The organism is Streptomyces sp. WM6378 (assembly GCF_001279695.1).
Taxonomy (GTDB): domain Bacteria; phylum Actinomycetota; class Actinomycetes; order Streptomycetales; family Streptomycetaceae; genus Streptomyces.
Genome location: NZ_LGDD01000320.1, coordinates 26,131 through 50,388, shown reverse-complemented (window position 1 = coordinate 50,388; position 24,258 = coordinate 26,131). Strand labels below are relative to the sequence as shown.

20 protein-coding genes and 4 pseudogenes are annotated in these 24,258 nt (G+C 69.0%); 11 read left to right on the top strand and 13 right to left on the bottom strand.

Going from position 1 to position 24,258, the window contains the following annotated elements:
* Positions 1–101: 101 nt before the first annotated feature.
* Both ADK54_RS33405 and ADK54_RS33400 read left to right on the top strand, forming a co-directional pair.
* Positions 102–440, top strand: coding sequence for a hypothetical protein (locus ADK54_RS33405; RefSeq protein ID WP_053729536.1), 339 nt, complete (start codon positions 102–104; stop codon positions 438–440).
* Positions 441–510: 70 nt separating this feature from the next.
* The gene (locus tag ADK54_RS33400; RefSeq protein ID WP_053729535.1) at positions 511–1,137 is read left to right on the top strand and encodes a DUF7691 family protein; all 627 of its coding nucleotides are present in this window, start codon (positions 511–513) and stop codon (positions 1,135–1,137) included.
* 66 nt (positions 1,138–1,203) lie between these two features.
* On the opposite strand, the gene ADK54_RS33395 is transcribed toward ADK54_RS33400, so the two are convergent.
* Positions 1,204–1,488, bottom strand: a complete 285-nt coding sequence (locus ADK54_RS33395) for a hypothetical protein (RefSeq protein WP_234392302.1) — start codon at positions 1,486–1,488, stop codon at positions 1,204–1,206.
* 541 nt (positions 1,489–2,029) lie between these two features.
* Between ADK54_RS33395 and ADK54_RS33390 the strand changes: the two genes are divergently transcribed.
* Complete coding sequence (locus ADK54_RS33390) at positions 2,030–2,440, top strand: hypothetical protein (protein WP_053729533.1); 411 nt, start codon at positions 2,030–2,032, stop codon at positions 2,438–2,440.
* Positions 2,441–2,536: 96 nt separating this feature from the next.
* Here the strand turns inward: ADK54_RS33390 and ADK54_RS33385 are convergent, their stop codons facing one another.
* Entirely contained in the window at positions 2,537–2,758 is a 222-nt protein-coding gene (locus ADK54_RS33385) for a hypothetical protein (RefSeq protein WP_234392301.1), read from the bottom strand.
* A gap of 259 nt (positions 2,759–3,017) precedes the next feature.
* On the opposite strand from ADK54_RS33385, the gene ADK54_RS33380 reads away from it, so the two are divergent.
* The 3 genes from ADK54_RS33380 (at position 3,018) to ADK54_RS33370 (ending at position 6,219) form a co-directional block, all read left to right on the top strand.
* Positions 3,018–3,947 (top strand): hypothetical protein, encoded by a 930-nt coding sequence (locus ADK54_RS33380; RefSeq protein ID WP_053729531.1) that lies wholly within the window; start codon positions 3,018–3,020, stop codon positions 3,945–3,947.
* A gap of 52 nt (positions 3,948–3,999) precedes the next feature.
* Positions 4,000–5,160: a transposase family protein gene (locus tag ADK54_RS33375; protein ID WP_324610210.1), complete on the top strand. Its 1,161-nt coding sequence runs from the start codon at positions 4,000–4,002 to the stop codon at positions 5,158–5,160.
* Between the two features lie 225 nt (positions 5,161–5,385).
* Entirely contained in the window at positions 5,386–6,219 is an 834-nt protein-coding gene (locus tag ADK54_RS33370) for a PIG-L family deacetylase (RefSeq protein ID WP_053729530.1), read from the top strand.
* Positions 6,220–6,229: 10 nt separating this feature from the next.
* Here the strand turns inward: ADK54_RS33370 and ADK54_RS47880 are convergent.
* A pseudogene (locus ADK54_RS47880) lies at positions 6,230–6,367 on the bottom strand (excisionase family DNA-binding protein); the annotation flags it as partial.
* Positions 6,368–6,939: 572 nt separating this feature from the next.
* Here ADK54_RS47880 and ADK54_RS33365 point away from each other — a divergent pair.
* On the top strand, positions 6,940–7,731 hold the full coding sequence (locus ADK54_RS33365) for a maleylpyruvate isomerase family mycothiol-dependent enzyme (RefSeq protein ID WP_053729529.1): 792 nt from the start codon (positions 6,940–6,942) through the stop codon (positions 7,729–7,731).
* Between the two features lie 116 nt (positions 7,732–7,847).
* On the opposite strand, the gene ADK54_RS47875 is transcribed toward ADK54_RS33365, so the two are convergent.
* From ADK54_RS47875 to ADK54_RS33355, 3 genes are all read right to left on the bottom strand, one after another.
* Positions 7,848–8,405: a transposase gene (locus tag ADK54_RS47875; protein WP_234392300.1), complete on the bottom strand. Its 558-nt coding sequence runs from the start codon at positions 8,403–8,405 to the stop codon at positions 7,848–7,850.
* Entirely contained in the window at positions 8,406–8,984 is a 579-nt protein-coding gene (locus ADK54_RS47870) for an IS110 family transposase (protein ID WP_234392299.1), read from the bottom strand.
* Positions 8,985–9,254: 270 nt separating this feature from the next.
* Complete coding sequence (locus ADK54_RS33355; RefSeq protein ID WP_053729528.1) at positions 9,255–9,668, bottom strand: hypothetical protein; 414 nt, start codon at positions 9,666–9,668, stop codon at positions 9,255–9,257.
* Between the two features lie 179 nt (positions 9,669–9,847).
* Here ADK54_RS33355 and ADK54_RS33345 point away from each other — a divergent pair, with 179 nt between their 5' ends.
* A complete protein-coding gene (locus tag ADK54_RS33345; protein WP_234392304.1) occupies positions 9,848–11,437 on the top strand; it encodes an ISL3 family transposase in 1,590 nt (529 codons plus the stop codon).
* A gap of 38 nt (positions 11,438–11,475) precedes the next feature.
* A pseudogene (locus ADK54_RS33340) lies at positions 11,476–11,787 on the top strand (transposase); the annotation flags it as partial.
* A 205-nt stretch (positions 11,788–11,992) separates the two neighbouring features.
* On the opposite strand, the gene ADK54_RS47865 reads toward ADK54_RS33340, so the two are convergent.
* From ADK54_RS47865 to ADK54_RS33325, 3 genes and pseudogenes are all read right to left on the bottom strand, one after another.
* Positions 11,993–13,114, bottom strand: a complete 1,122-nt coding sequence (locus ADK54_RS47865; RefSeq protein WP_420717447.1) for a cytochrome P450 — start codon at positions 13,112–13,114, stop codon at positions 11,993–11,995.
* Positions 13,115–13,246: 132 nt separating this feature from the next.
* Positions 13,247–14,617 (bottom strand): annotated as a pseudogene (locus ADK54_RS46945) (NAD(P)/FAD-dependent oxidoreductase); the annotation flags it as partial.
* Complete coding sequence (locus ADK54_RS33325) at positions 14,614–14,841, bottom strand: ferredoxin (RefSeq protein ID WP_078966815.1); 228 nt, start codon at positions 14,839–14,841, stop codon at positions 14,614–14,616. The gene ADK54_RS33325 and the pseudogene ADK54_RS46945, both read right to left, overlap by 4 nt.
* 750 nt (positions 14,842–15,591) lie before the next feature.
* Between ADK54_RS33325 and ADK54_RS33320 the strand changes: the two genes are divergently transcribed.
* A complete protein-coding gene (locus tag ADK54_RS33320; RefSeq protein ID WP_053729524.1) occupies positions 15,592–16,155 on the top strand; it encodes a GNAT family N-acetyltransferase in 564 nt (187 codons plus the stop codon).
* Between the two features lie 97 nt (positions 16,156–16,252).
* Here ADK54_RS33320 and ADK54_RS33315 read toward each other — a convergent pair whose 3' ends face one another.
* The 4 genes and pseudogenes from ADK54_RS33315 to ADK54_RS33300 all read right to left on the bottom strand — a co-directional run bounded on the left by ADK54_RS33315 (position 16,253) and on the right by ADK54_RS33300 (position 22,681).
* A complete protein-coding gene (locus tag ADK54_RS33315; protein WP_078966813.1) occupies positions 16,253–17,545 on the bottom strand; it encodes a cytochrome P450 in 1,293 nt (430 codons plus the stop codon).
* A gap of 373 nt (positions 17,546–17,918) precedes the next feature.
* Positions 17,919–18,751 (bottom strand): annotated as a pseudogene (locus ADK54_RS33310) (transposase family protein).
* Positions 18,752–18,956: 205 nt separating this feature from the next.
* Positions 18,957–19,478: a hypothetical protein gene (locus ADK54_RS33305; RefSeq protein WP_053729523.1), complete on the bottom strand. Its 522-nt coding sequence runs from the start codon at positions 19,476–19,478 to the stop codon at positions 18,957–18,959.
* A 194-nt stretch (positions 19,479–19,672) separates the two neighbouring features.
* The gene (locus ADK54_RS33300; RefSeq protein WP_053729522.1) at positions 19,673–22,681 is read right to left on the bottom strand and encodes an AfsR/SARP family transcriptional regulator; all 3,009 of its coding nucleotides are present in this window, start codon (positions 22,679–22,681) and stop codon (positions 19,673–19,675) included.
* 70 nt (positions 22,682–22,751) lie between these two features.
* Here ADK54_RS33300 and ADK54_RS33295 point away from each other — a divergent pair, with 70 nt between their 5' ends.
* Positions 22,752–24,254: an AfsR/SARP family transcriptional regulator gene (locus ADK54_RS33295; RefSeq protein ID WP_159047964.1), complete on the top strand. Its 1,503-nt coding sequence runs from the start codon at positions 22,752–22,754 to the stop codon at positions 24,252–24,254.
* Positions 24,255–24,258: the final 4 nt, after the last annotated feature.

The window sequence follows — 24,258 nt, the reverse complement described above, 5'->3', positions numbered from 1 at the left end:
CGGGAGATGAACGAGGCGGCGCAGTACGTCTTCGGCAAGGGCATGCCGTTCTTCGTCGCGGCGCACTACCGGTGGTTGAGGCGGTACGACAGGGCCTGGTGATGCGCCGTGCTCGCGGCTACGCCGAGCGCTGCCGGGCCCTGTGGGAGCCGCTCGCGGACACGGTGGCCGCCCAGGAAGACGAGGCCCACGGCGGTCGCGTCATCACGGTGAGGGAACTGTTCGACCTGACCGATCAGGCGATGGCCGATCACGAGCCCGAAATTGTTCTCGAACACCTCCGCAAGGCCATGATCCGCATGGTCATCGCGCTGCGCTCGCCGATGCACGTCCATCCGGAAGATGTCGCTCTCGCCGGCGCGTTGACCGCCGCACTCGCGGTGCGCGACCAGCTCATCAGCGAGACCGCCGCACACCGGAGCGAGCCTGCGCAGGTATGAAACGGCAGCCGTTGCCGGCCTGGCCGGAGCGGACCGGCCGGCTGTCAGTGGCGTCCCATAGGTTCATCTCATGAGTTCTTCGCTGAGCGTCTACCTGCTCGACATTGCTGCCACGCGTGCCCTGGTCGGATCCGGCGACGACACGTTGCTGGAGGTAATCCGAGACAACTTCGGCGACGACATGGCCCGCAGCGACGACTACTTCAGCGACGAGATCGAGCAGGGCGCCCCCACGGCGTACGAAGCGCTGCGCGCGGTCGTCCACGGCGGGCCGTTCAGCGACGACGGAGGCGGGGAGTACGCCTTCCAGTACGGCTACGCCTACCGGCGGCTGTGCTCGCTCACCGGCTCGTTCCTGCCCAACAGCAGCTTCACCCCGCACCGGGGCGACTGGCTGGCGGTCGTCGACCAGGGGCTGAAGGCTCTGGGCATCACGGCTGTGTCCGTGGAGGCCTTCAGCGACGGCGGCCCGCCCGCGCCGCTGCCCTACACCTTCACGCCGGGATACGGCGAGTGGACGCCCGATCACATTGCCCAGGCGCTGCAGCAGTTCGAGGCCGGCAAGCACGAGATCGACACGTCGGGACAGGCGCCGCCGCTGGAGCCCGAGGTGGTGGAGGCCGTCCAGGAGTGCCTCGACTGGATGCGGCACGCGCAGGCGCAGCCCGGCCACGGCGTGGTCGGCTTCCGCTTCTGAGACGGGCTCGGCTACGGCCGAGACAGGGTGGAGCTCACCGCCCGGGGGGGGATTGGCAGGTGGGGGTCAGCCGAACCGTACGCTGTTGGGCCGGTAGGTGCCCCAGGTCAGCCCGGTACGAGCTGGTACGAATTCGGTGATGCCGCTGCAGGCCAGGCCGGTGTAGAGGGTGGCTCCGGTGTCCGTTTGGTTGTCGACGCCGACTGCCGGCCTGTTGAACCCGATGCACGGGCCGTTGGGAGGGTTGAAGATCACGCTGGGGACGCCGTTCGTGCCGGTGTAGTCGAACCTGCCGGTGGCGGCCTGGGACGAGGTGGGCAGGGCCACGGTGAGCAGAAGGGACGCGGTCAAGATGCCCAGGACAGCGGGGAGTCGGCGCACGGTCTCTCCTTGCAAGCTCCGGACGGCAGGCATGTATCCGCCACGAGCATGACCCGTTGCGTCTGACTCTGGATGGAAGGTGTGATGGCGCACCGGCGTGAGCATGGGGGCGTGTAAGAGCAAACCCACCTTTGCCGAGAGGGTGTTCGCCGGACTCGCCGGCCTGCGAGAGGCTGCGCACCGCACACTCCAGACGGCCCGCGGCGGGTCCACGCCGACGGGCGGCCGGGGCCGGGTAGCCGAAGCTGGTCTTCTTCGACAAGCGCGCCCAGACCTCAATCGTGTCTGACCCCGCCGATGCCCATCCGCGGGGTTGGTAGCTATGGCTACGCTCGATCCTCGTGACGACGGGTGGCGTGAGCGTTTCGGTTGGTGCTGTGCAGGCGGCGTGGGACCAGGCGAGCATTTTGCGCACGCCGGACAATCAGCAGGCCTGGCCCGAGTTGTCCCGGCGCATCGAGCAAGCCGCCGCCTGGCCTGGTACGGGAGTGGTGAACTCCTGCGGGGCAGCGTGCTCCTGATCGGCTGGGCGCTCGCGCAGATCGGGCCCGCCACCCTGGGCAGGGAGGGGTTCGCCGAGCGGTTCACCACCACGCTGATCCACAAGACCAGCCAGTGGGAAGGGCTCGTCGAGGAGACCGACCTGCCCATGGTGCGCCAGGTCGTGATCGCGTTCTTCGCGGGACAGGACCCGGTCGCCTGGCGGGACCAGGCCGGTCTCGTCCCCGACAGCGAACCCCGCGCGATGACCTGCGCCCTCGCGCAGATCGCCGAGTTCGTCGACCTGGTCGACGGACCCGGAGCATGCGAGCGAACCCTGCTGGCCTCGCTCGGCGAGCCCTCGCAGGAGAACCGCTGGCTGCTGGCCGCCACACAGGACCGCATCAGTGAACTTCGGCGTCAGCGCGACGAAACGAGGTAGCGGGACAGACGCAGGCCAACTCTGTACTCCCACCTGATCCACCTCGGGCCCGTCCGGGCCCGAGTGAGCAGCCGTAGCCACCTGCTCCGGGCGAGTTCAGCCGGGAGGCGTCGCCCCGGGCAGTTCTCCGGCGAAGTCCAGCCACTGCTCGATGGTCCACACGGCGACGCTGGAACGGTCGGTGGACATCCGAAGCCACACCTCGTCGCCGCCGGGCATGAGAGCCACCTCCAGGTGCGGGTCCTCCCACGTCCCCATCGGGTACGTCCACTCGATGCCGTCGGGCCAGGTGCGCATCGCCACCGTGCGCACGCTCACGACTTCGTCGGCGATTGAGGGACGTTAAAGGGCAAGTTGAGTGCCTGTCTTTGATTCCTCCCCGTCCGCCGACGGCTTGCGGGTGAGGATCAAGTGGGCTTGCTGACCGCCCTGGGCTTGACCATCACACCGTGTCAGGGTCTGCACTGGATGACGTGATGTTCACCATCTTCTTGGACTGCCCCAAGGACACCACCGCATTGGTGACGGGGCTGCAGCAGCCCGTCATCGCTTCCTGACCGAAGAAGACAGGACAACAGTGACCCACTACATCGGCTCTGGCCCGTACTGCTACGCCAACTCCCTGGCCATGATTCTCGGCGAGGCGGCCCCGCCCCCGGCGGTCATCGAGGTGCTGACCGGTTCGCCGTTCGGCTTCGAGTTGATCGGCGGCACTTTGCCGCTGTTCGACCCCTACGGCTGGGACCCGGATCTGGGCCTGGACGCGGCCATCGCCCTACTCGGCGCGCGCTGCGTGCGTACCGCCGGCGGCACGGCCGATGAGGCTGAGGAGCGGCTGCGCGAAGCCTCCGCCCAAGGCCCCGTCCTGGTCGGCCCCGTCGACATGGGGCTACTGCTCCACCAGCCGGGCACACCCACCGCCGACGGTGGCGACCACTTCGTGGTCGTGCTGGAAGTCGAGGGCAGCATGGTGGTCTTCCACGACCCGCACGGTCATCCCTATGCGACGCTGCCGGTCGCGGACTTCCTCGCCGCGTGGGAGGCGAAGACGGTCGGCTATGTCGACGCCCCCTACGTGATGCGCGCCGGCTTCGTCCAGGAACGGAAGGTCACACCGGAGGAGGCGCTGCGACAGTCGCTGCCCGATGCGGAGCGGTGGCTGGCGGGCGGCGGCGACCAGCCGGTGCCGCCGGGGACGCTCGGAGGTGCCGCCGGTGTGGAGGCCTTGGCCGCCCAGGCCGACGGGGGACTCGACGTGGGCATACGCGGGTTCCTGGCGCACTTCGCGATCAGAGTCGGCGCGCGCCGACTCGCCGACGCCGCGCACTGCCTGGACTTGCTGAGGCTCCCCGATGCGGCGGCAGTCGCGTCCGGGCAGTCGCGGCTGGTCGGCGGCCTCCAACACCCTCTGGTCACGGGCGACGACCGGGCCCTGGCGGACGGTCTGCGCCGGTTGGCGCCGAGCTACGAGCGGCTGCGGACCGCGCTCGCGTCCCGCGTTGCTTGAGTGGGGCTGGTGCGGGGCGTGACGTGACAAGGGCCGCACGGGTTCTTCGAGTGTGACCAAGAAGTGGGCCCGTGCGGCCTTGTCCCATCCTGCCTTCTGTGGCCTTGGTCATGTCCATCTCGGGCATTTGATCGTGGAGTTGGCGGCCCCGTGGACCGCCCGCCAGGAGTCCGGTCTGCGCGAGCGGCGTCGCGGAGACCGGTGCCGGGCGGCCGGGGCCGGGCCCAAATATGAGCTGGCCCTTACCGACCGGGTGCTGGTCACCCTCGCCTATCTGCGCACTGGCCTGACCCACCAGGCTCTGGCCGAGTTGTACCGCGCCGGGCGCTCCACCGTCACCGAGGCGATCAGCGAGATCCGTCCGCTGCTCGCCGCCCGCGGATTCGCCGTCCCCGACCGCCCTAACGTGCGCCTGCGCACCCTGGCGGACGTGTTCGCCTACGCTGACGCAGAGGGCGTCACCCTGTGCTTCGATGGTGCCGAGACCCAGGTCCGCCGCCCGAAAGCGGGCCGGCCCGGCAGGCGGGCGTTCGTCTCCGGCAAGAAGAAGCAAAACACGATCAAGACCACCGTGATCGGCGACGAGCAGAGCCGCACCCTGTGGACCGGGGCCGTCCGGCCGGGCCGCATGCACGATCAGACCGCCGCGCGCACCGAGGGCGTCGCCGAGCAGTTCGGCCTTACCCGAAGGCGAAGGCCGAAGCCGACGAGGGCTACCGGGGCCTGCACAACGAGTTCCCCGACCAGATCAGCATCCCGCCCAGGAAACCCAAGACCGACGCGCCGCTGGGCGAGCAGCATGCCTGGCGCGAGTACCGCTGCCGCCAGTCCCCGGCCCGAATCTGCATCGAGCACGCGATCGCCGAGCACCGGCAGTGGCGCGCACTCCAGCGCCACACGGCCCGACGCGAGACATACGCCGAAACCCATCTGGCCGTCGCCGGCCTGGTCTCCGACCGCGCCGCCCGCCGAGCAACCCAACGTAAGTCCAGTACCGAACTGGCGCTCGCCCGGCAGGCCGCCTGCTGATCACCTACCAGCCGAACCGCCAGACAAGCACACCCCGAGCTCAATCGCCTACGAAGTCGTAAGACGTCCTGCACGGCAGGCGAGTTGGTGCATGATCGAAGGCGTGGACTCGACGTCCGGCTCGTCCACCGCCAGCAGCAACGCTCCAGGCTCTGCTGCGGCGAGTTCGCTGTTCGGTTTTTGATCACGGTCGAGAGCCGTTCAGCCCGCCAACACAATTGCGACTGCAGGGGCGCCGGGAACAGATGGTCAGGCCGGCACGGTTGCATCGAACGAGGGACCGGCGCCGCGCTGGCGGGGAACACGGAGACCGCAAGGTCGTCCGCCCCACCAGGATCCGGGCCCCAGCATCGCGGTACGCCCGCCGCGCACTCGGACCAAGACGCATTTCTGCAGGAGGACTTGTTTCATGACTGACCGGCCCTTGACGCTCATGGCAGTGCACGCCCACCCCGACGACGAGGCCACCGGAACCGGAGGGGTCCTCGCGCGGTACGCGGCGGAAGGCATCCGTACGGTTCTCGTGACGTGTACCGACGGCGGTTGCGGTGACGGACCGGGGGGTGTCAAGCCGGGCGATCCCGGGCACGATCCGGCGGCAGTCGCCTTGATGCGCCGTCAAGAACTTGAGGCGAGCTGTGACGTCCTGAAGGTCAGCGATCTGGAGATGCTGGACTATGCCGACTCGGGGATGACGGGCTGGCCGAGCAACGACGCCCCCGGATCCTTCTGGCAGACCCCCGTCCAGGAAGGCGCCGCCCGACTCGCGGAACTCATGCGGCGCTACCGACCCGATGTGGTCGTCACCTACGACGAGAACGGCTTCTATGGGCACCCCGACCACATCCAGGCCCACCGCATCACGATGGCGGCGCTGGAGATGACCGCGCTGACTCCGAAGGTGTACTGGACGACGATGCCCCGCTCGATGATGCAGCGGTTCGGCGAGATCATGCGCGAGTTTCATGAGGACATGCCGGAGCCGGATCCTGCGGAGGCCGCCGCGATGGCCGAGATCGGCCTCCCCGACGATGAGATCACGACGTGGGTGGACACCATCGCGTTCAGCGGCCAGAAGTTCGACGCGTTGGCCGCGCACGCCAGTCAGGGCGAGAACATCTTCTTCCTCAGGATGGGCAAGGAGAGGTTCGGCGAGTTGATGGGCATGGAGACCTTCGTACGTGTCCAGGACGCCACCGGCACGGCCGTACCCGAGAACGATCTCTTCGCCGGACTGCGCTGATCCACCCGCCCGACCGGGGCGGAACCCGGAAGGACCGGCCCACCCGGATCGCTGGGAAGTGCCCGCTGTGCACCAGGCGGTACACCGTCATCTTCGAAACCCGCATCACGCAGGAGCTGCTTGAGGAGCCGAGCCGAGGTCCTTCGATCGGGCGGACTGTTCTCCCTGCCCGCCGGGCAGTTGACGCTGAGACGGTGGGTTCACGGGGGTTGCCGTCTTGCCAGGGGGGCTTCATGTCCATGAGGCGTATCGTTGTTGCTGCTGTGTCGCTGGTGGTCGCCGTGTCGGTGGCGGGCTGGTCAGCCGGCAAGTCCTCCACGGGCGGGAAGCAACGGAGCCCGCGCTCGTTGGCCGCACCGGTTCCGGAGTTGCCGCCGCCCTGTCCACGCTCGGCCTCAAATAGGGCGCGGGGCGGCCTCGTTCGCCTGCTTGATCACCTCGTAGGGGGAGCATCCTGCGCGGAGGGCGTGAGCATGGAGCCATACCTCCAGCTGTTCCGGCAAGTACTTGGCGCGGTTGTCGAGACTGACACACCGTTGGCTTCTCGGCACCCGGGCGGTGGGGTGTTGAGCCAAACCCCACCCAGGAGTGAAGTCGGGTGGGGAACTCCCGTGGTTTCGAAGGAGGTTCGGTGTCGGCGGCGGTTCGGACGGCGGCGTCGGCAGGCGGCGGCTGGGAAATTCGCTTTCGGCCGCCGGAATGCGGTGATAGACAGCCGTAGTGCAGAAGAATCTTGAACTCCCTGACCTGCTGCGACTGATCAACGAGCGGGCGACAGCCTTCCGGGCCGCGATCGCAGCCGCGCCCAGCCTGGACGTGCAGGTGCCGACCTGCCCCGAGTGGACGCTGTTCGACCTGGCGCGGCACCTGGGCTTGGGCCGCCCGTTCTGGGCCGCCGTCGTCGAGGCCGGTCCGGCCGACGCCCCGCCGGCCGAGGCTGTGGCGGCGCGCGCCGAGGCGCAGGCGCCCCGGGAGCGCGAGGCGTTGGTGGCCTGGCTGGCCGCGTCGACGCAGGAGCTGCTGGACACCCTGCGGGAGGTCGGCCCGGACGCCGAGTGCTGGACGTGGTGGGGCGCCTCGCAGTCGCCGCGGACCAGCGGTGCCGTCGCCCGGCACCAGCTTCAGGAGATCGCGATGCACACCTATGACGCCCAGCTCACCGTGGGCGCCGCGCAGCCGCTGCCGGCGGAGGTGGCGCTGGACGGCGTCGAGGACTTCCTGTTCACCTGCTGCGCGTGGTCGGGCGTCTGGCCGCACGAGCCGGCCGTCGTCGACTACCACGCCACCGAGGGCCGCTCCTGGCGCTTCACGGTCGAGGCGGACGGCGCCCGCGCCGTCCGCCTCCCGGCTGCCGGCGAGGGCGAAGCCCAGGCCCCGGCCGACGCCTCCGCCCGGGGCACGGCCGGTGAGCTGGTCCTGTGGTTCTACGGACGCACACCGCTGGACTCGGTGAAGATCGACGGCGACCGGGTCATCTTCGAGCGGCTCTTCGCCTGGGACCCGAACGCGTAAGGCGTGGTCGACGACGCGGTCACCGTTCGCTCTTGGTGTCTCATCCGAAAATGATCGGACCAGGGCGTGCCGCATCAGCCCATGGACAGGCGTCCACGGGCGAGGCTGAGTCGCTGTCATGCCGTGGGTTCGAGGGTGACCTTGAAGTCGAGGGCTTCGAGTTGGTGGAGGTGGTTGCGCTTGCGGCGTTCGGGGTCGATGCGGGTCTCGTAGTAGTCGGAGCCGAGGTCGCGGAACTGGGCGTCCGGGTCGGACAGCAGGTGCCAGATCACCACCAGGAGCGAACGGCCGACCGCCACCAGCGCCTTCCGTTTGCCCCGGCGGCGGGCGATCCGCCGGTAGCGCTCGCCCAGGAAGGTGTCTGTCTTGCCCGCGGCGGTGGCGCAGTTGCCCAGAACCCGGGCCAGGTAGGAGTTGCCGTGGCCGGTGGTGCCCCGTCCGGCGGACTCCTTGACGCCGGGGTCGAACTTCGCCCAGGAGGCGAGGTGGGCAGCGGTGGGGAAGCGCGACATGTCCAGCCCGATCTCGGCGATGATCACATGGGCCGCGACCGGGCTGATGCCGGGAATCTTGCTGAGGCGGGCGATCGCCGCGGCATAGGGAGCAACCTCCTCACCGATCCGAGCGTCTAGCGCGGCGATGTCGGCGTTGATGGCGTCGATACGGCCGAGCATCTAGGTGAGCAGGAACGCGTGGTGGGCGCTGAAGTGGCCGGTGAACGCCTCCTCCAGCTCGGCCAGCTTGGCCCTTAACCGCTGCCGGGCGAACTGAGCCAGAACCTTCGGGTCGCGCTCGCCGGCGATCAGAGCGGCCATCATGTCCCGCCCGGAGCGGCCGAAGATGTCGCTGGCCACCGCACTGAGTTTGATCTGCGCATCCTCCAGGAGCTTCTCCACGCGTTGCTTCTCGCTGGTGCGCGCGTTCACCAGGTCGGTGCGGTAGCGGGTCAGGTCCCGCAGCGCACGGATCTCGCGAGGGGGTACGAAGCTCGGGCGGAGCATCTGCCGCTCGGCTACCTTGGCCAGCCAGATCGCGTCGAGCTTGTCGGTCTTGGGCCGGCCCGGCAGGTGCTTGACGTCCCGGGCGTTGACCAGCCACACCTCGAACTCCGCAGCCTCCAACAGGTAGAACGCGGGCCGCCAGTAGTCGGATGTGGCCTCCATGACCACCCGCGTTACGCCGAGATCGCGCAGGCGGTCTGCCAGCGCCAGCAGTGACCGGGTCATGGTCGAGTAGGTCGCGACTTCCTGCATGCGTCCATGCGTCGCCCTGCCGGCCCCTCCCGCGGCACGCGGGTACAGCACACGACCTCGCCGATGTCCAGCGCGGCCACCCGTTCCACGATCTCCTCGGTGTCCTTCGTCTCTTCGAGCATGGCTGCCTCCTCTTTTCCGCCCGGAACGGGCATCGCCGCAGGGGATCCGATGGGCTCATGAGATACCGGTGGTGGGCCGGGACCTGCGCTGATGCCGTGTGAGTCGGGTCCGGGTTCGCAATTCCGCGGGAGGCATCCGAGACAGGGTTCAGATCCCGCGCTTTTCCATGTCGTCCCACTTCCGTCTGATGGGCACGAGCGTGTTCGCCCCCATCGGAAACGTGACCTCTACTGGTTCTCCGCAGCTCACTTGGCCATCGGTGCCACGCTCGATCATGGAGAGTAGTTCTGCTTGTCGACCGTCCCTCGTTGCGGCATAGACCGTGATCCCCTCCATTCGGTCGAGACGGTCCCGCGCCGGGAAGAAGATGGTATTAAGCTCCTCCTCTCTCTGCGTGGGGATCGCAAGCCAGCCCTCGGCAATGATCACGATCCCGTCGGCCCGCGTGGACTCCACCAGGTCGGCAAGGCCTTCGAACGAAAGAATCTTGGTGTCTTGGTCGTCGAACCGCAGTTCCTGGGTCGCGACCACCACTTCCCCCTCATAGAGGAAGGCGAACATGCCGTGATGGCCGTCCCTCTCCGTCAGCGTCCGGTGTCGGCGTACGAACTTAGCTGGCTCCGGCAAGAATTTCGTAGGCGAAGATCAGGGCGGGACTCTGGCTATCGGGGTGCAGGTCGGCGGGCATCCTCTCCTCGTGTGCCAACGAACTGTTCGAGCTGTTACCGCACTTGACGTCGGTGGTCGTCGCCTCGGTGGACGCCACGGGCCCCACCGTGGTCATCCAGGCCCGCACTTACGGCGATGTGTCCGCGTGCTGTACGGGTTGCGGTGTCATGAGCGACTGGGTCCACAGCCGCTACGTGCGCCACCTCGCCGATACCGCTCTCGGTGGGCGGCCTGTCCGTATCGACTTGAGCGTACGGCGCTTGTACTGCGAAAACCCGGCCTGTATGAAGGTCACCTTCGCCGAACAGGTCGACGGACTGACCGTGCGCTACCAACGCCGCACTCCGCTGCTTCAGCGCCTGGTGGAGATTCTCGGCATTGTCCTGGCCGGCCGCGGTGGTGCGAGGTTGCTGTGCATCCTGAACACGGCGCTTTCGCGCACGAGTGTGCTGTTTCACCTGATGAGAGTGCCACTCCCGCCCGCGATCACGCCGCGGGTGCTGGGCGTGGACGATTTCGCCCTGTACGCGGGCACCTACGGGACCCTGCTGGTCGACGTCGGCACCCGGCTCCCGCTCACCCTGTGGGAGGGCCGCGACGCCGGGACGCTCACCACCTGGCTCAGCGAGAATCCCGGCGTGGAGGTCGTCTGCCGGGACGGCTCACCCTCCTACCGGCAGGGCATCACCGCCGGCGCACCGGACGCGCTGCAGGTCAGCGACCGCTTTCATTTGTGGCAGGGGCTGTCCAGGCGGGTGCAGGAAATCGCCACCGCGCACCGGGGCTGCCTGCCCGCCGCGACGCCCGATCCCGAACCTGTCATCCCTGAGCCTGCAGAGGCCAGGGACCCGGAGGCGGCCGATACGCCCGCCAGACGACACGCGAAGCGACTGTTCGACGCGGTGCACGCAGTGACCGACACCGCCCGAGGCCGCAGCTACCACTCCATCGCCCGCGAGCTCGGACTGAACCGACGCACTGTCCGCAAGTACGCGCGGGCCGCCACCTGGCAGGAGTGCATCCGGCGTCACTACCCGCGCAGGCCCACACCGCTCGACCCGTATCTCGGCCATCTGAGCCAACGCTGGGACGAGGGTGAGCACAACGCCTTCGTTCTCCACCAGGAGATCGCCGCCAAGGGCTACCGGGGCCACTACCAGCAGGTGAAACTCGCCGTTCAACCCCTGCGTCGCGGACTCCTCTTGGAGGAAGTCCACGAACGGGTCACACCGCGGGAAGTTGCCCGATGGATCGCCACCGCCCCTGACCAGCGCGGCCTTCACGTCCGTGAGCGGCTCGCCCGCCTGCTGGAACACTGCCCGGAACTACAGCGCACCCACACGCTGGTCCGCGAGTTCGCCGCCATGCTCGACGCCCAGGACGCCGCCCTGCTGCCCGCCTGGCTCGACCAACTCACCACCTCCCACCTCCCGGCCCTGGCCAGCATGGCCAAGTCCATCCGCGAGGACGAGGCAGCAGTCATGCAGGGGATCACCACATCCTTCAGCTCGGGAGTGAACGAAGGTCGCATCACCGACGTGAAGCTCCAGAAAAGGATCATGGGAGGACGGGCCGGTGTCCCCCTGCTCCGGCAACGAGTCGTGCTGATCGCACACCTCCGTCGCCACTATCCAGGCTCCAACTCACCTGTCCCGCCCTGATCTTCGTCTACGAAATTCTTGCCGGAGCCGGTCTACGCGCCGAGGTCTCCAGGGCCACCATCTCCACGATCACCGACAGAGTGCTCGACGGCATGCACGAATGGCAGAACCGGCCGCTCGACTCGGTCTACCCGGTCTTGTCCATCGGCTGTGTGCACGTGAAGCTGAGGGGTGGTCAGGTCGCGAACCGGCCGATCTGCGTCGTGCTCGCAGTGACCGTCGAGGGCACCCAGGAGATCCTGGGGCTGTGGGCCGGCGACGGCGGCGAGGGCGCCAAGTACTGGCTCCAGGTTCTCACAGAGATCAAGAACAGGGGCACCGAAGACGTCTGCATGGTCGTCTGCGACGGCGGCAGTCAGTGTCTCTATGGCGGTGTGGTTGAGCAGATTGTGATGCGTGGCCGGGCGAAGAGGAAGAAGCCGGTCTCGACCGGAGTCCGGGCGGCGAGCGCGCCGCTCGCCGTGAGCTGAGGAGGGTAGCGGGTTGCTGTCGAATGCAGAGCCGGATGGCCGGGCCGTCCGAGGCGCGACCTTTCAATTGCCCTCGGCTGCCGCGTCAACCGTCACCCTGCTCGATGTCCAGATGGATCGGACCCCTAAGAACGGGGCTGGGCCGGTACGGCGGCGGGTCAGCGACCAGCCTGGGGCGGTTGAGCCGGCGTACCAACTCGGTCAGCGCGATCTGGGTTTCCCGCCGGGCCAGCGGGCCGCCGAAACACAGGTGGATGCCGCTGCCGAACCCCAGGTGCTGGTTGTCATGCCGATCTGGGTCGAAACGGTCCGGATCGTGGAAGCGCTTCGGATCGCGACTGCCTGAGGCCAGCATGAGCATGATCCGTGAGCCCTGGGGGATGACGCTGTCGGCGACGGTGATGTCGCTGTACGCCACCCGCCAGGGAATGATGTGCACGACGGGCTCGTAGCGCAGCAGTTCCTCGACCAGCGGCACGACGAGGTCAGGTTCGTCGCGCAGTCGCTGCAGCACTTGCGGGTGGCGCAGCAGCGTCAGCATGCCGTTGGTGATGAGGTTGACGATGGTCTCATGGCCAGCGATGAGGAGCAGTCTGGCGGTGGCGACGATTTCGGCGTCGGCCATCCGATCGTCGGGCCCGTCGTCGTTGGCCAGCCGTGACAGCAGGCCGTCTCCCGGCCGGCCGTGGCTTTGTTCCACCAGCTCGCCGAGGCACTGGCGCAAGTCCTTGCGGGCCTGCACGCCCTTGTCCAGTTTCTCCTTCGGGTCGGTCTCGGGGTTGTAGTCGATCGAGTTCATGATGTCTTTCACCCAGAGGTGGAACCTCGGCTCGTCCTCGCGTGGCACGCCGAGCAAGCGACAGGTCACGGTTACAGGGAACGGGAAGGCGAAATCGTCGACGACGTCGATCTGCTCCTTGCCCGCCAAATCGTCGATCAGGCTGCCGACGGTGGCGGCCAGGAAGCCTTCAAGTCCGGTCACCAGCCCAGGGGTGTGCGGGGGGCCGAAGTGACGCATCGCCATACGCCGCAGGCGATCGTGCTCGGGCGAGTCCATGTGGATGAACGACGACGTGGCCCCTTCCTCGGCTGGGGGCATCGGACGCGACAGATTGCGCAGGTCGGAACTCAGATGCGGGTCATTGAGTATGTCCGTGATCTCGCGATAGGTGCTGATGACGTAGCTGCCGTCCTCCTGCCGAGCCACCGGCGTCTTGCGCAGCTCGGCATACAGCGGGTAGGGGTCGGCCCGGGCGGAGTAGTCGAAGATCCGCTGCAGCGTGCCGGGCGTCCCGGTCGTGGTCGTCTGGCCTTCCTCCTGCCGGAGCTGGTGCACGGCCGTGACGCGGCGCTCACCCGGGTCACGGCCTGTGACGACCACCGTGGCACCCTGCGCGAGCAGGGCGGGGCCGGGGGAGTCGACGCGCACCGGCTTCATGTCGGTCGGCTGGTCCGGCGTGGGGCAGGGGGGTGGGAAAGGCGCGGCCGTCTCGATCAACCGACGGTAGTGGTCAAGCCACTTACCGTTGTTGAAGCTCACGGCAGCCGTGACGCGGCCCCGATAGCCATATGTGGTGACGAAACGGTGGTCGCCCAGCGATCCCTGGGTGACGACCGCCTCGTCGGCGAAGGTCGGCACGCCCACGGACTTGATGTTGACGCCGAACTGGATCGACCAGAACAGCGGGATGGACAGGTGGGGCCGACGGTCCGCCTGGGCACTGACCATGTTGTGTGCCGCGACCTCTGCCTGCTCCACGGCGTTGGCCCAGTGCTCCAGTGAGATGAGTCGGTATTCGTAGACGGGGTTCGGGCAACGTGCCACGTCTCCCGCGGCGAAGACGTCGTCGGTGACACGGCCATTGATGTCGAGGGCGCGGCAGCCCGTGTCGCAAGTGATTCCCCATACGCCCGCCGCCAGTCCCGACTCCCGAAGCCACTCGGTGTTGCGGATGCTCCCGAGTGCCACCACCGCCACATCGGCGTCGACCGTACTGCCGTCGCCGAAGTGAGCACGGCGAAATCGCCCCTGCGCGTCGCCCTCCAGACAGGCGACCTTGACACCGCACCGCAGGTCGACACCGTGAGCGCGCTGCATGTCGGCCGCAACCTCGCCGATCAGGGAGCCGAGCGCCCCGACCAGCGGAGCCGACGCGAGTTCGGCGACGGTAACCGGGATGTCCCGCTCGCGGCAGACGGAGGCGATCTCGGAGCCGGTGAACCCCGCACCGATGACCAGCACACGGGAGGGCCCGGCGGCGAGGGCTCGCTGCAGGCTCTCGGCATGCTCGCGTGTCCGTACGACGAACACTCCGTCCAGGGCCGCCTCGGATTCGACGAACCACGGCCGGGCCCGTACCCCGGTGGAGATCAGGACGCGGTCGAAGGGAACCTCACGTCCGTCGGCGAGATGCACGTGGTTCGTCGCGAGGTCCAGCCCGCTGGCGGGCACGCCCAGTAGCCACTCCGCATCGATGTCGCGACGGCGGGGCAAAGTGGTGCCATCGGCCGGCACCCACCCGGTCAGTACTTGCTTGGACAGGGGAGGCCGGTCGTAGGGCTCGCCCAACTCGTCACCGATCATGGTCAACGATCCGGTGAAACCCTCGTCTCGTAGAGCCTCCGCGGCCCGCAGTCCCGCCAGCGAAGCCCCGACGACCACGATGTGGCCATCGCGCTTGAACGCACGCAGGTTGTCGGCACCGGTCATGACGGCGACGCCTCCGCCGGTGCGTGCCGCGCCGCCAGTTGGTCGACCAGGATCGCCTGGACCGGGCAGGCCGCCGCGGCGCGTAGCACCTGATCGCGCTGGGCGTCGTCGGGGTTCGGGGCGTACATGAGCGCTTCCTCACCGTGCATCCGGAACGCCTCCGGAGCCAGGAATGCGCACTGCGCATGCCCCACGCATCGGGAAAGATCAACGACAACTTTCACCCCGACCTCCACAGGAAGTGGGAGCTGCAGACCCTCAAGCCAGCGCCACTCCGGCGCGCAACGAGGGGGAGACCCGGTCGCTGCCCACCCCTGCGAAGTGCGAGGGGGTGCACCGCGCGCGTTGGGTCCCCATGAAAAGAATGATCATCGCGGCTGAGGCGATCGGTGCCTGACTGGGGGGACGCATCCCTGGTTGCGGCTGCATTTTGGTTACGCAAGCGGCGCTCTTTTGAATTGCCGTTTCGACGAAACCGTATGGCACGGTGCGCCGGAAACCGTCACAAATCAGCGTATCAGCGGCACCGATACCGGCAAGTCCGATGGCCCGGGCGACGAACGCCTGACATCCAGCGAACTCCTAAAGCGGTGACTGGCGGCAGCCCCATGCCCTTCGCGTGCCCACTCGGCAGGACTCGGGAAGCCGCGCTTGACGGGGCTATTGGGACTCCGTCGATCGCGTGGGCAGGCTCCGGCGACGGGATCCCGATGTTCACAATCGTCGCCACGGGTACCGCCATGAGCTGCCCCTACCTTCCGCCCCATGAACAGCTCTACCTCAGTTCAGTCCGAAGAGCAGTAGCGCGGCAGCACCGGCACGACCCTCTCTGGCACAGTCGGACTTGCGCCCGCTGCGCGACCCCACTGCTCCGGATGAGGACGACAATCAGCGGCGAGACCGAGCAACCGCGGGTGACACCTACCTCGGCGTGCCTCTTGATCTCGCGTGCACTGAGTGTGATCAACTAGGGCATGGCATCGTCCTGGTCCGGCAAACGGGTGCGCCTGCGCGCTATCGAACCCGACGATTGGACGGTGTTCGCGCGCTTCGCTGACGCTGATGGTTGCGGGCAGGGCCGGACCCGGCTGGACCTGCCGCGGTCCGCCGAGAGCTATCGTGCCTGGGCGCAGGAGCAAGCCGTTGCCGAGTGTGATGACGACCGTTTCCGGTTGGCCGTCGAAACGACGGCCACGGGAGAGCTGGTCGGCACGGTCGGCTCACATCGCACCGGCCGTCCATCGGGCTGGTTCGAGTTCGATGTCACGATCGGCGCCGAGCACCGACGCAAGGGCTATGCGGCGGAAGCCGTGGTGGTGCTGCTGCGCTTCATGTTCGCCGAGCGGCGCTACCACAAATGCCTGGTGGAGGTCTTGGCCGACAACGAGGCATCACTGGCACTTTTTCGTCGGCTCGGCTTCACCGAGGAGGGTCGCCTGCGGAAACACGTCTTCTCCGCCGGCCGGCACCACGACCTCGTCATGATGGGCATCCTCGTCAACGAGTTCGACCAGCGACACACGATGAGCGAACCATGAGCCGGTCATGCGATCACGTGTGGAACGGCACCCGAACCTGATCAACGTTCGCTGCACGCGGGTGGAGGCGTCCTGTCACCGAAAGCGGGGCCCGCCCTCAGCCGCGCACGGTGGCACGCAGGCGCAGGCCGTCGGTCGCGAGACCTTCGAAGGTGGTGACCTGGTAGCCGGGTTCCGGTCCGGGCGGCTCGCTCAAGTGGTAGCGGCGGGCGATCTGCGCGGTCAGGAGCGTGAGCATGGCCATGGCCAGAGCGGCTCCCTCGCAGCCGTGCGGCCCGGTACCGAAGGCGAGGAAAACCCCCGGTTTCGCCGGTGATCCCGAATCATCGAGCCAGCGCTCGGGCCGGAACCGGTCCGGCTCGGAGTGTTCCCGCGCGTCACGGTGGGCGGTGTAGGGGCAGACGAGAACGGTGGACCCGGCGTCGATGGTGTAGCCGGCGAGCCGAGTCTGTCGCGTGGCGCGCCGGGTCAGCAGCCAGCTCGGGGGGTACAGCCGGAGCACCTCGCGTACCAGTGCCTGGGTGTACTGCAGGCTGTCGAGGTGGATGCTGGTCGTTGCGGCCGGGTCCGCGGGCAGCAAGGCGGCTTCGACCGCGACGCGCCCTGCTGCCTGTGGGTACCGGGCCAGGTGGAGCAGGATCCATCCGGCCGCCCGGGACGGTGTCTCGAAGGTGGCGACGGTGATTCCGGGGAGAGTGTCGAGGATGGCCTCTTCCGGCAGTAGGCCGTAGCGGGAGGAGGGCTGGAGCATATGTCCCAGCACGTCGTCACCGAGCCGGCCCGATGAACGGCGTCGGCGGACGATCGGCCGCAAAGCGTTGGTGAAGGCGACCTGCTGCCGTGTGCGGAAGCGCCGTGCCGATGTGGGGACCCAGCGCGGCCATACCCAGCGCGAGGGGTGTACGAGTAGCTCCCGGGCCATGAAGAGCTGCCAGGCGAAGGGCAGCAAAGTGGGAGCGTCCACGGAGAAGAGGTAGCGCACGCCGATCTCTGCCAGGGCGGGCCGGACTACGGGCAGAATCTCGACGTCCCGGCCTGTGGGCCACTGGTCGGCAAATCGAGCGGCGCCGGGCGCGATCTCACCGATCCGGGCCGCAACCGTCTGCGGGCGTAGTCCGCGCATGCGGGCGGCGCGGGCGTGCGCATGCGCTTCGGGCGTCGGCGCGCTGTTGGCCCGCTTCAACGGTGGGAAGAGGGGCGAGGGTGGCTTGGGGAAGTCCTGCGTGCGGTGCAGGACTTCTTCGCACGAGCCGGCCGTAGCGACTACGTAGGCACCCGGCTCCAGCTGCCAGACGTCGCCGCATTCGTCAGCGCCACGGCGAGCCAGTGCCAGCCGGTCGCGGCTCCAGGCCGCGAAGCTGCCTTCGGGCAACCGCGGCGGCTCATTCATTCGGCCCATGAAATCGCCCCTGACGCTCGCACCTGTCCAGGCCGATATCGCCGACAGCATGGCCAGGAGCCGGCGGGCGCCCGGGAGCACCCGTCGGCAGTGCGGTCACAGCTTGTCGGCGGACGTAGCCCAGTCGTGGACCCCGTACGCACCGTAGTTGCGCGTGAAGAACAGCTTTCGGAGCAGCTTGGCGATCATGGTGCACTCCTCTCGCTCGGGCTTTCGGCACACCAAGTACCGTACATTCCATTTTTCCCATACGTGGCGCATATGTCCTGTTTTTGGAGCATTGCTCGCAAGCCTGGAAACAAGCCCGGAACCTGTATTGCCACGGCGAAGTCCCAGGTATCAATCTGTAGTCAGTGAACCCCTTTCATCCTGAGTAGCTGCAGGTGAGGAGGGTGTGAACGGCCGCGATGATCCGTCCAACGCGGTTGGTGGAGGATCTGGTCCGGCGCAGGATGCGCCAGGACTTCAGGCGAGCGAAGGCGCGTTCGCCCGGAGCTCGAAGCCGGGCATGTACTCGGTTGAACCGCTGGTACTGCGACGGCTGGATGCGGTGGTGGTAGTAGGGGGTGCGGACGGTGGCGCCGGCGCCTTGGTAGGCGCGGTCGGCCAGGACGAGGATCTGCCGGGTCAGACAGGCCTGCGCGATTTCGTGGGCACGAGCCGCCGTGAGGTCATGGGTGCGTCCGGGCGGCGCGCGGGAGAACCACAGAGGTGTCCCGTCGGGACGGGCAATGACCTGCACATTCATGCCGTACTGCTTGTGCTTCTGCGAGTAGTAGGGCTCGTCCGCCTTGATGTCCCCCAGCCTTCGGCCGGGAGGTGCCCCCAGTCGGTGGGGATCAGGGTGCCGTCAACGATGACGAAGTCGCCTTCACCCAGGCCCACGAGGGCTTCGCGCAGACCGGGTGCCCAGGCAGCCAGGACCTCAAGGGTTTCATCGACGTACCGCCATGCCGTGGATTCGGACACGCCGAAACCTGCCCCGAGCTGGGCGAACGTCTCGTTCTTCCGCAGATGCGCGAGCGCGAGCAGGGCCTGCTTGAAACAACCCAGCCTGCGCCAGGGAGAGTTGATCTCCGTTCTGCGGGCGTGCAACAGCCACGCGACATGCTCGACGAGCTCGTGCGGGACATCGAGCATGGCAGGATACGGAACCAACGAAGCCCCCGATGCCGATGTGATGAGTGGAATCACCACACCAGCGACGGGGGCTTCGCCATGTCACATACCCCCTCGCCGACCTGCACCTTCACCCGTCGGAGAGGAGATGAAAGAGGTTCAATCGCTGCTAGCGCCCGTGCCCGCTCGCCGTCCTCGCCACACGCGGTGCAGCACCCCGCGAAATCCCCAGGTCACAGCCGCCTAACCGCATTCCTTATGCGGTTAGAGGGCATCCGTAGAGTCACATGGGGACATCGACCTGCTCTCCCACGGCAAGCCCGTCTGAAGGCATGGTGTGCCATCTGCCTTCATCGCCCACGCCGCGGTACTGGCCTTCCGGCAACTCTCGAAGAGGAGTAATCAACCGCCAGAGCAGCCTGCTCGGCTCCCGAACCACGACCAGGACCGGGGCTGTCTTACCGTCCAGCACGACGTAGAGCCACCAGTCCGACCCGAGGCCGAGCATCGCCTCACGCTGCTGGTCGATGATCGGAACCGATGTATCGCGTTCGTGACGGCGGGGAGAACTACTGGCCGCAGGCGGGGAGTTCGAAATGACCGTTGACAGGACCTCCTGCGGCAGCGGTGCTTTGGCCAGTTCGTCCAAGAGGCCATCGCCGAAGGCGGATCCGCTCTGCAGTTCGCAGCGGGCTGTGGCCCAGTGCGGTTTGAGGAAGGCCGCGAAGATTTCTGACGGCCCTGCGTCCGCCGGGGCCGCCAGGCGCACAGCGAGCCCGATGTTCTCTGCCAGCCACGAGGACACCCGGACGCCACCGCAACCCGAAGGACCACACCAACCCCCAGGACACAAACTGTCGACGTGGGGCATGCGGCCTGCGGTGGGCAACGTGCCTCCCACCCGCACCTGACACCCGGCACACAACCCACCCCACACGGACCACCCGACGCCCGCGCCGGAGGTCTGTCGTCACAGACGGATCGGACGAATCCCGCGCTTCATGCATCACAAGGCTCGGACTTACTCGTCGGGTCCGATACGGCAGGGCTGCACGCCAGTCCGGCCAGGAGTGCACGCGTCTGGTCGATGTCGGCCTGTGCCTGGCGCTGCTCGAAGAGTTCGTGGGCCGTTTCCAGACAGGTGCGCGCCCGGGTGTGCTGGCCAAGGCGGTCGAGGCTACAGCCCAGGGCCCGCAGGAGGCTCGCTTCGAGCATGCCGCTGGTCTGGCGGGCCACGGGGAGGAAGGTCTCGGCGACGTCCGCTGCCAGGCGGTGCTGTCCAGTCTGGACGTGCAGGTCGGCCATCAGCGTGCCAGTGGCCGCTTCGAAGGCCGACACGTTCAGGATGCGGAACAGCTCCAGCGCCTCCTGGGCGCACCGGAGGGCCTCGTCGTGGTCGTCGCACAGGCGCAGCACCCGGGCCAGGTAGTACAGGCCGATCGCCTTGGACACCGAGGGCTCGCCGCCGACCAGTTCGGCGCCGCGTTCGGCTGCGGCGCGGGCCTCGGCGAGCCGGCCCTGCCGGGCGTAGTTGAAGGCCAGTTCACCCAGGGCGGTGCCCTCGGCCGTGTCCGCGCCCGCGGCGCGGAAGAGGTGCACCGAGGCCTCGCCGTGCTCTATCGCCTCGCCAGTGCGCCCCCGGACGCGCGCTCCGGCGCACAGCGTGAGGTGGGCCCAGGCGCGCAGCCGCGCATCGCGGTCGCCGTCGCACAGCGCGATCGACCGCAGGAGTTCGACCTCGGCCTCGGCGTACGCGTTCGCGTGCCACAGGGCGTTGCCGCGGACGTAGCGGGCCAGGGCCTCGGAGGTCTGGTCGCCGCGGGCCGCCGCGACCTCGGCGACCCGTGCGGCCTGGGCGATCACGCCGGTCTGGTGGGTGATGCCGGGCAGCACGTTGTTCAGCTTGTCCACGAGGTCGGCCGCTTGGGCCAGCGGCAGGGCGTCCTGCGTGCAGGCCCGGTCGATCAGCGCCCGTTGGACGGGTATCTCCTCGTGCATCCAGTCCGTCGCGGCCCGGGCGGTGCCGAAGGCCAGGCCAGCCGCGGCCACCGGCACGTCGATGAGCCGCCGTTCGGCAGGGTCCACCGAGTGCGAGGCCGCGTCCGCGGCACGCGCGGTGGCCAGACAGAAGTCCAGCAGCCCGGCGAAGGCGCGGGCCGTCTCCGCGGGGGCGTCGTCGCGGGCGTTCCTGGCCCGCGCGAAGGCCCGGACCAGGTCGTGGAAGTGGTACCGGCTCATCCTTCGGGATTCCACGAGGTTGAGGTCGACCAGGGACTCCAGGAGGTCCTCAGTGTCCTCCGGGGCCTGGCCGAGGAGCGCGGCGGCGCAGTGCAGGCCGAGGTCCGGCGCGTCCACGGCGGACAACAGCCGGAAGGCACGGGCCTGTTCGGCAGAGAGTTTGGAGTAGGACAGCTCGAAGGCGGCCTCTACCGCGAGTTCGCCGGTGGACAGTTCGTTCAGCCTCTGGTGCTCGTCCTCCAGCCGCCGGACCATCTCGGCCAGCGTCCAGCCGGTCTCCGCGGCCAGGCGGGAGGCGGCGACCCTGATGGCCAGGGGAAGCCGGCTGCAGGCGGCCACGACCGCCGCGGCCGCGTCGGGCTCGGCGTCGCAGCGGTGGTCACCGACGATCCGCCTGAGCAGGGCGAGGGCCTCGGCGGGCGGCATCACGTCGAGCCGCAGGTGGTGTGCCCCGGCCAGCTCGGTCAGCCGTGCGCGGCTGGTCACCAGGACGGCGCTGCCCGCGCACCCCGGTACCAGCGGCTGCACCTGGCCGTCACAGGCCGCGTTGTCCAGCAACAGGAGCAACCGGCGGTCCGCCATCAGGGAGCGGTAGAGGGCGATGCGCTCGTCGCCGTCGTCCGGCACGTCGCCGTCGGCCACGCCCAGGGCGCGCAGGAACGAGGCGAGGACGGTCTGCGGGGCCAGCGGTTCGCGGTCGGCGCCGCGCAGGTCCGCGTAGAGGTACCCGTCGGGGAAGCGCTCCGTGACCCTGTGCGCGGTGTGGACGGCGAGGGTGGTCTTGCCCACGCCCGCGATGCCGTTGACGGCGGAGACCACGACGGCCCGCGTGCCCGGGAGCGTGAGCATGGCGGTGAGGGCGTCGACCGCCTCGGCGCGCCCGGTGAAGTCGTCGATACCGCGGGGCAGTCGGTGGACCTGGGGCAGGCCGGCCATGTCGAGGGCCGGATGCGCCGCGATGGGTCTGACCTCGGGGTCCGCGCGCAGGATGCGCTGGTGCAGCTGCTGCAGGGCCGGGGTGGGTCTGCGCTCGGGCGTTGGCAGGTGGCACAGTTCGGCCTGGAGGAACCGGCGGGTGTCCTCGTAGACGCTGAGCGCCTCGGCCTGGCGGCCGGCCCGGGACAGCGCCAGCATCTGGATGCCCCGCAGCCGCTGGCTCGTCGGGTACTCGATGACCAGGGCGCCCGCCTCCGCATGCAGGTCGGGCCGGTCCCCGATCTCGGCATCGAGCTCCAAGCGGGTCTCCAGCAGCGACTGCCGGACGGTGCACAGCCGGTCGCGCACCGCTCTGGCGTGGGGGCCTTGGAGGCCGGCCAGCGGCTCGGCGGACCACAGCTCCAGTGCCTTCGCGACGACGTCCCGGGCTTGTACGGCCGTGCCGCCCGCGGCCCGCACGCGCGCGGCCTCCGCCTCCGCCCGCTCGAATGCCCAGGTGTCCACGGCGCCGGCGGGCACGCGCAGCGCGTAGCCGTCGCCGACGGTGGCGAGGAGCGAGTGCCCCAGGGTCTGGCGCAGCCGGTGGATGTGGGTGCGGACGGACTGGCCCGGCCTGCCCGGCCGGTCCGCCTCGTCCCAGACGCCGTCCGCGATCAGGAGCGTCGACACCGTCCGCCCCGCGGCGGCAAGCAGGATCGCGAGCACCTCGCGCTGCTGGGGCCTGCCCAGGGAAATCTCGGTTCCGTCACGCCAGGCGCGGACCGGGCCCAGAAGGGCGAACCGGAGGGACGGCGCTGCGGCCCCTCTTGTGCGGGCGTCCTCGTGCGTCTCCATGGCGCTCCCTCCCCGAAAGTGCACAGCTGCACATGAAGTACGCACATATGATGGGATGTCTGTTGCCCGGATGTCGAAGCGACACGGGGCTTGGGGGCACGAAGTGACGCTGCAATTGGGGACATTGGGGCCGCTGCGGATCCTGCGGGGCGACGGCGAGTCCCCCGCGGGCCGGCCCCAGCAGCAGGCCGTCCTGGTGGCGCTGCTGGCGGCCCGGGACCGGCCGCTGAGCACCGGACAGCTCCTGCGCGCCGTCTGGGGCGAGGACGAGGAGCACTGGCCGGCGCGGCCCAAGCGCGCCCTGGCCACCCATGTCTACCGGATCCGCCGGCTGCTGGCGTTCCCCCCGTCCTCTGCGGAGAGCGAGGGTGCTGCGCTGCTCCAGGTCGGGGACGGGTACCGGCTGACGGTCGCGGCCGGGACCGTCGACATGCACTGCTTCGACGACGCTGTACGGGCTGCCGCGACGGCCCGGCAGCAGGGTGACCTGGACGGCGCCCACGCGCTCCTGACCCAGGGGCTGTCCCTGTGGTACGGGACCGCCCTGGACGGCGTGCCCGGCCCCTTGGCCGAACGGATCCGGCACCGGCTGGCGGCCAGCCGCACGGCGGCCCTGGAGAACCGGCTGAGCCTCGACGTCGCCCGCGGGCGGCACGCGGACGTACTGCCGGAGATCGCCGCGCTGGCGGCGGGGCCGGCCCCTTCCGGGCATCTGCAGGCACTGCTCATGCTCGCGCTCTTCCGTGGCGGCCGGCGGGAGGAGGCGCTTGACGTCTTCGACCGTGTATGCGGGCAGGCCGAAGAGCTCGGCCTCGACCCCGCGCCGGAACTGGTGCGGCTGCACCGTCGGATCCTCGATGCGGACACCACGCCCGCTCCCCGCGCCCGGCCCTGCCATCTGCCGCCCGACACGGGCGATTTCACGGGGCGGGCCGGGGAAGTCGCCCTGCTCGTCCAGACCCTGGGGTCCGTCGGCCCCCCGGCTGCCAGCCGCCTGGCCGTCGTCCACGGTGCTGCCGGGACCGGGAAGACCGCGCTCGCCGTCCACACCGCGCACCGGCTGCGCGACTGCTATCCCGACGGCCAGCTCTACGGTGATCTGAAGGCGTCCGACGGGCCGCCCGTCCCGCCCGGCCGGGTCCTTGCCGCTTTCATCCGGGCGCTCGGCGGTGAAGTCTCCGGAGAGGGGACGGACGTGGCCGCTGCTTACCAGAAGGCGCTCGGCGGCCGCCGGGTTCTGGTCGTGCTCGACGACGTGCACGACCTCGACAGCATCCGCCCGCTGATTCCCCGGCGCCCGGGGTGCGCCGTGCTCGTGACCGGGCGCGCGCCCGCCGGGCTCCTCCCCGGTGCCCGGCGGGTCGCTCTCAGTGCGTTTCCCGTGGATGACGCGCTCGGTCTGCTGGTCCGTACTCTTGGAGTGTCACGCGTCGCGGCCGAACCGGACGCCGCCCGGGCCCTGGTGGAAGCCTGCCGGTGCCACCCGGCGCTGCTGCGGACCACGGTGGCGCGGATCGCCGCCCGGCCGCACTGGTCGCTGGCGAGCATGGCCGAACGGATGGGCGCGGGGTGAGCGG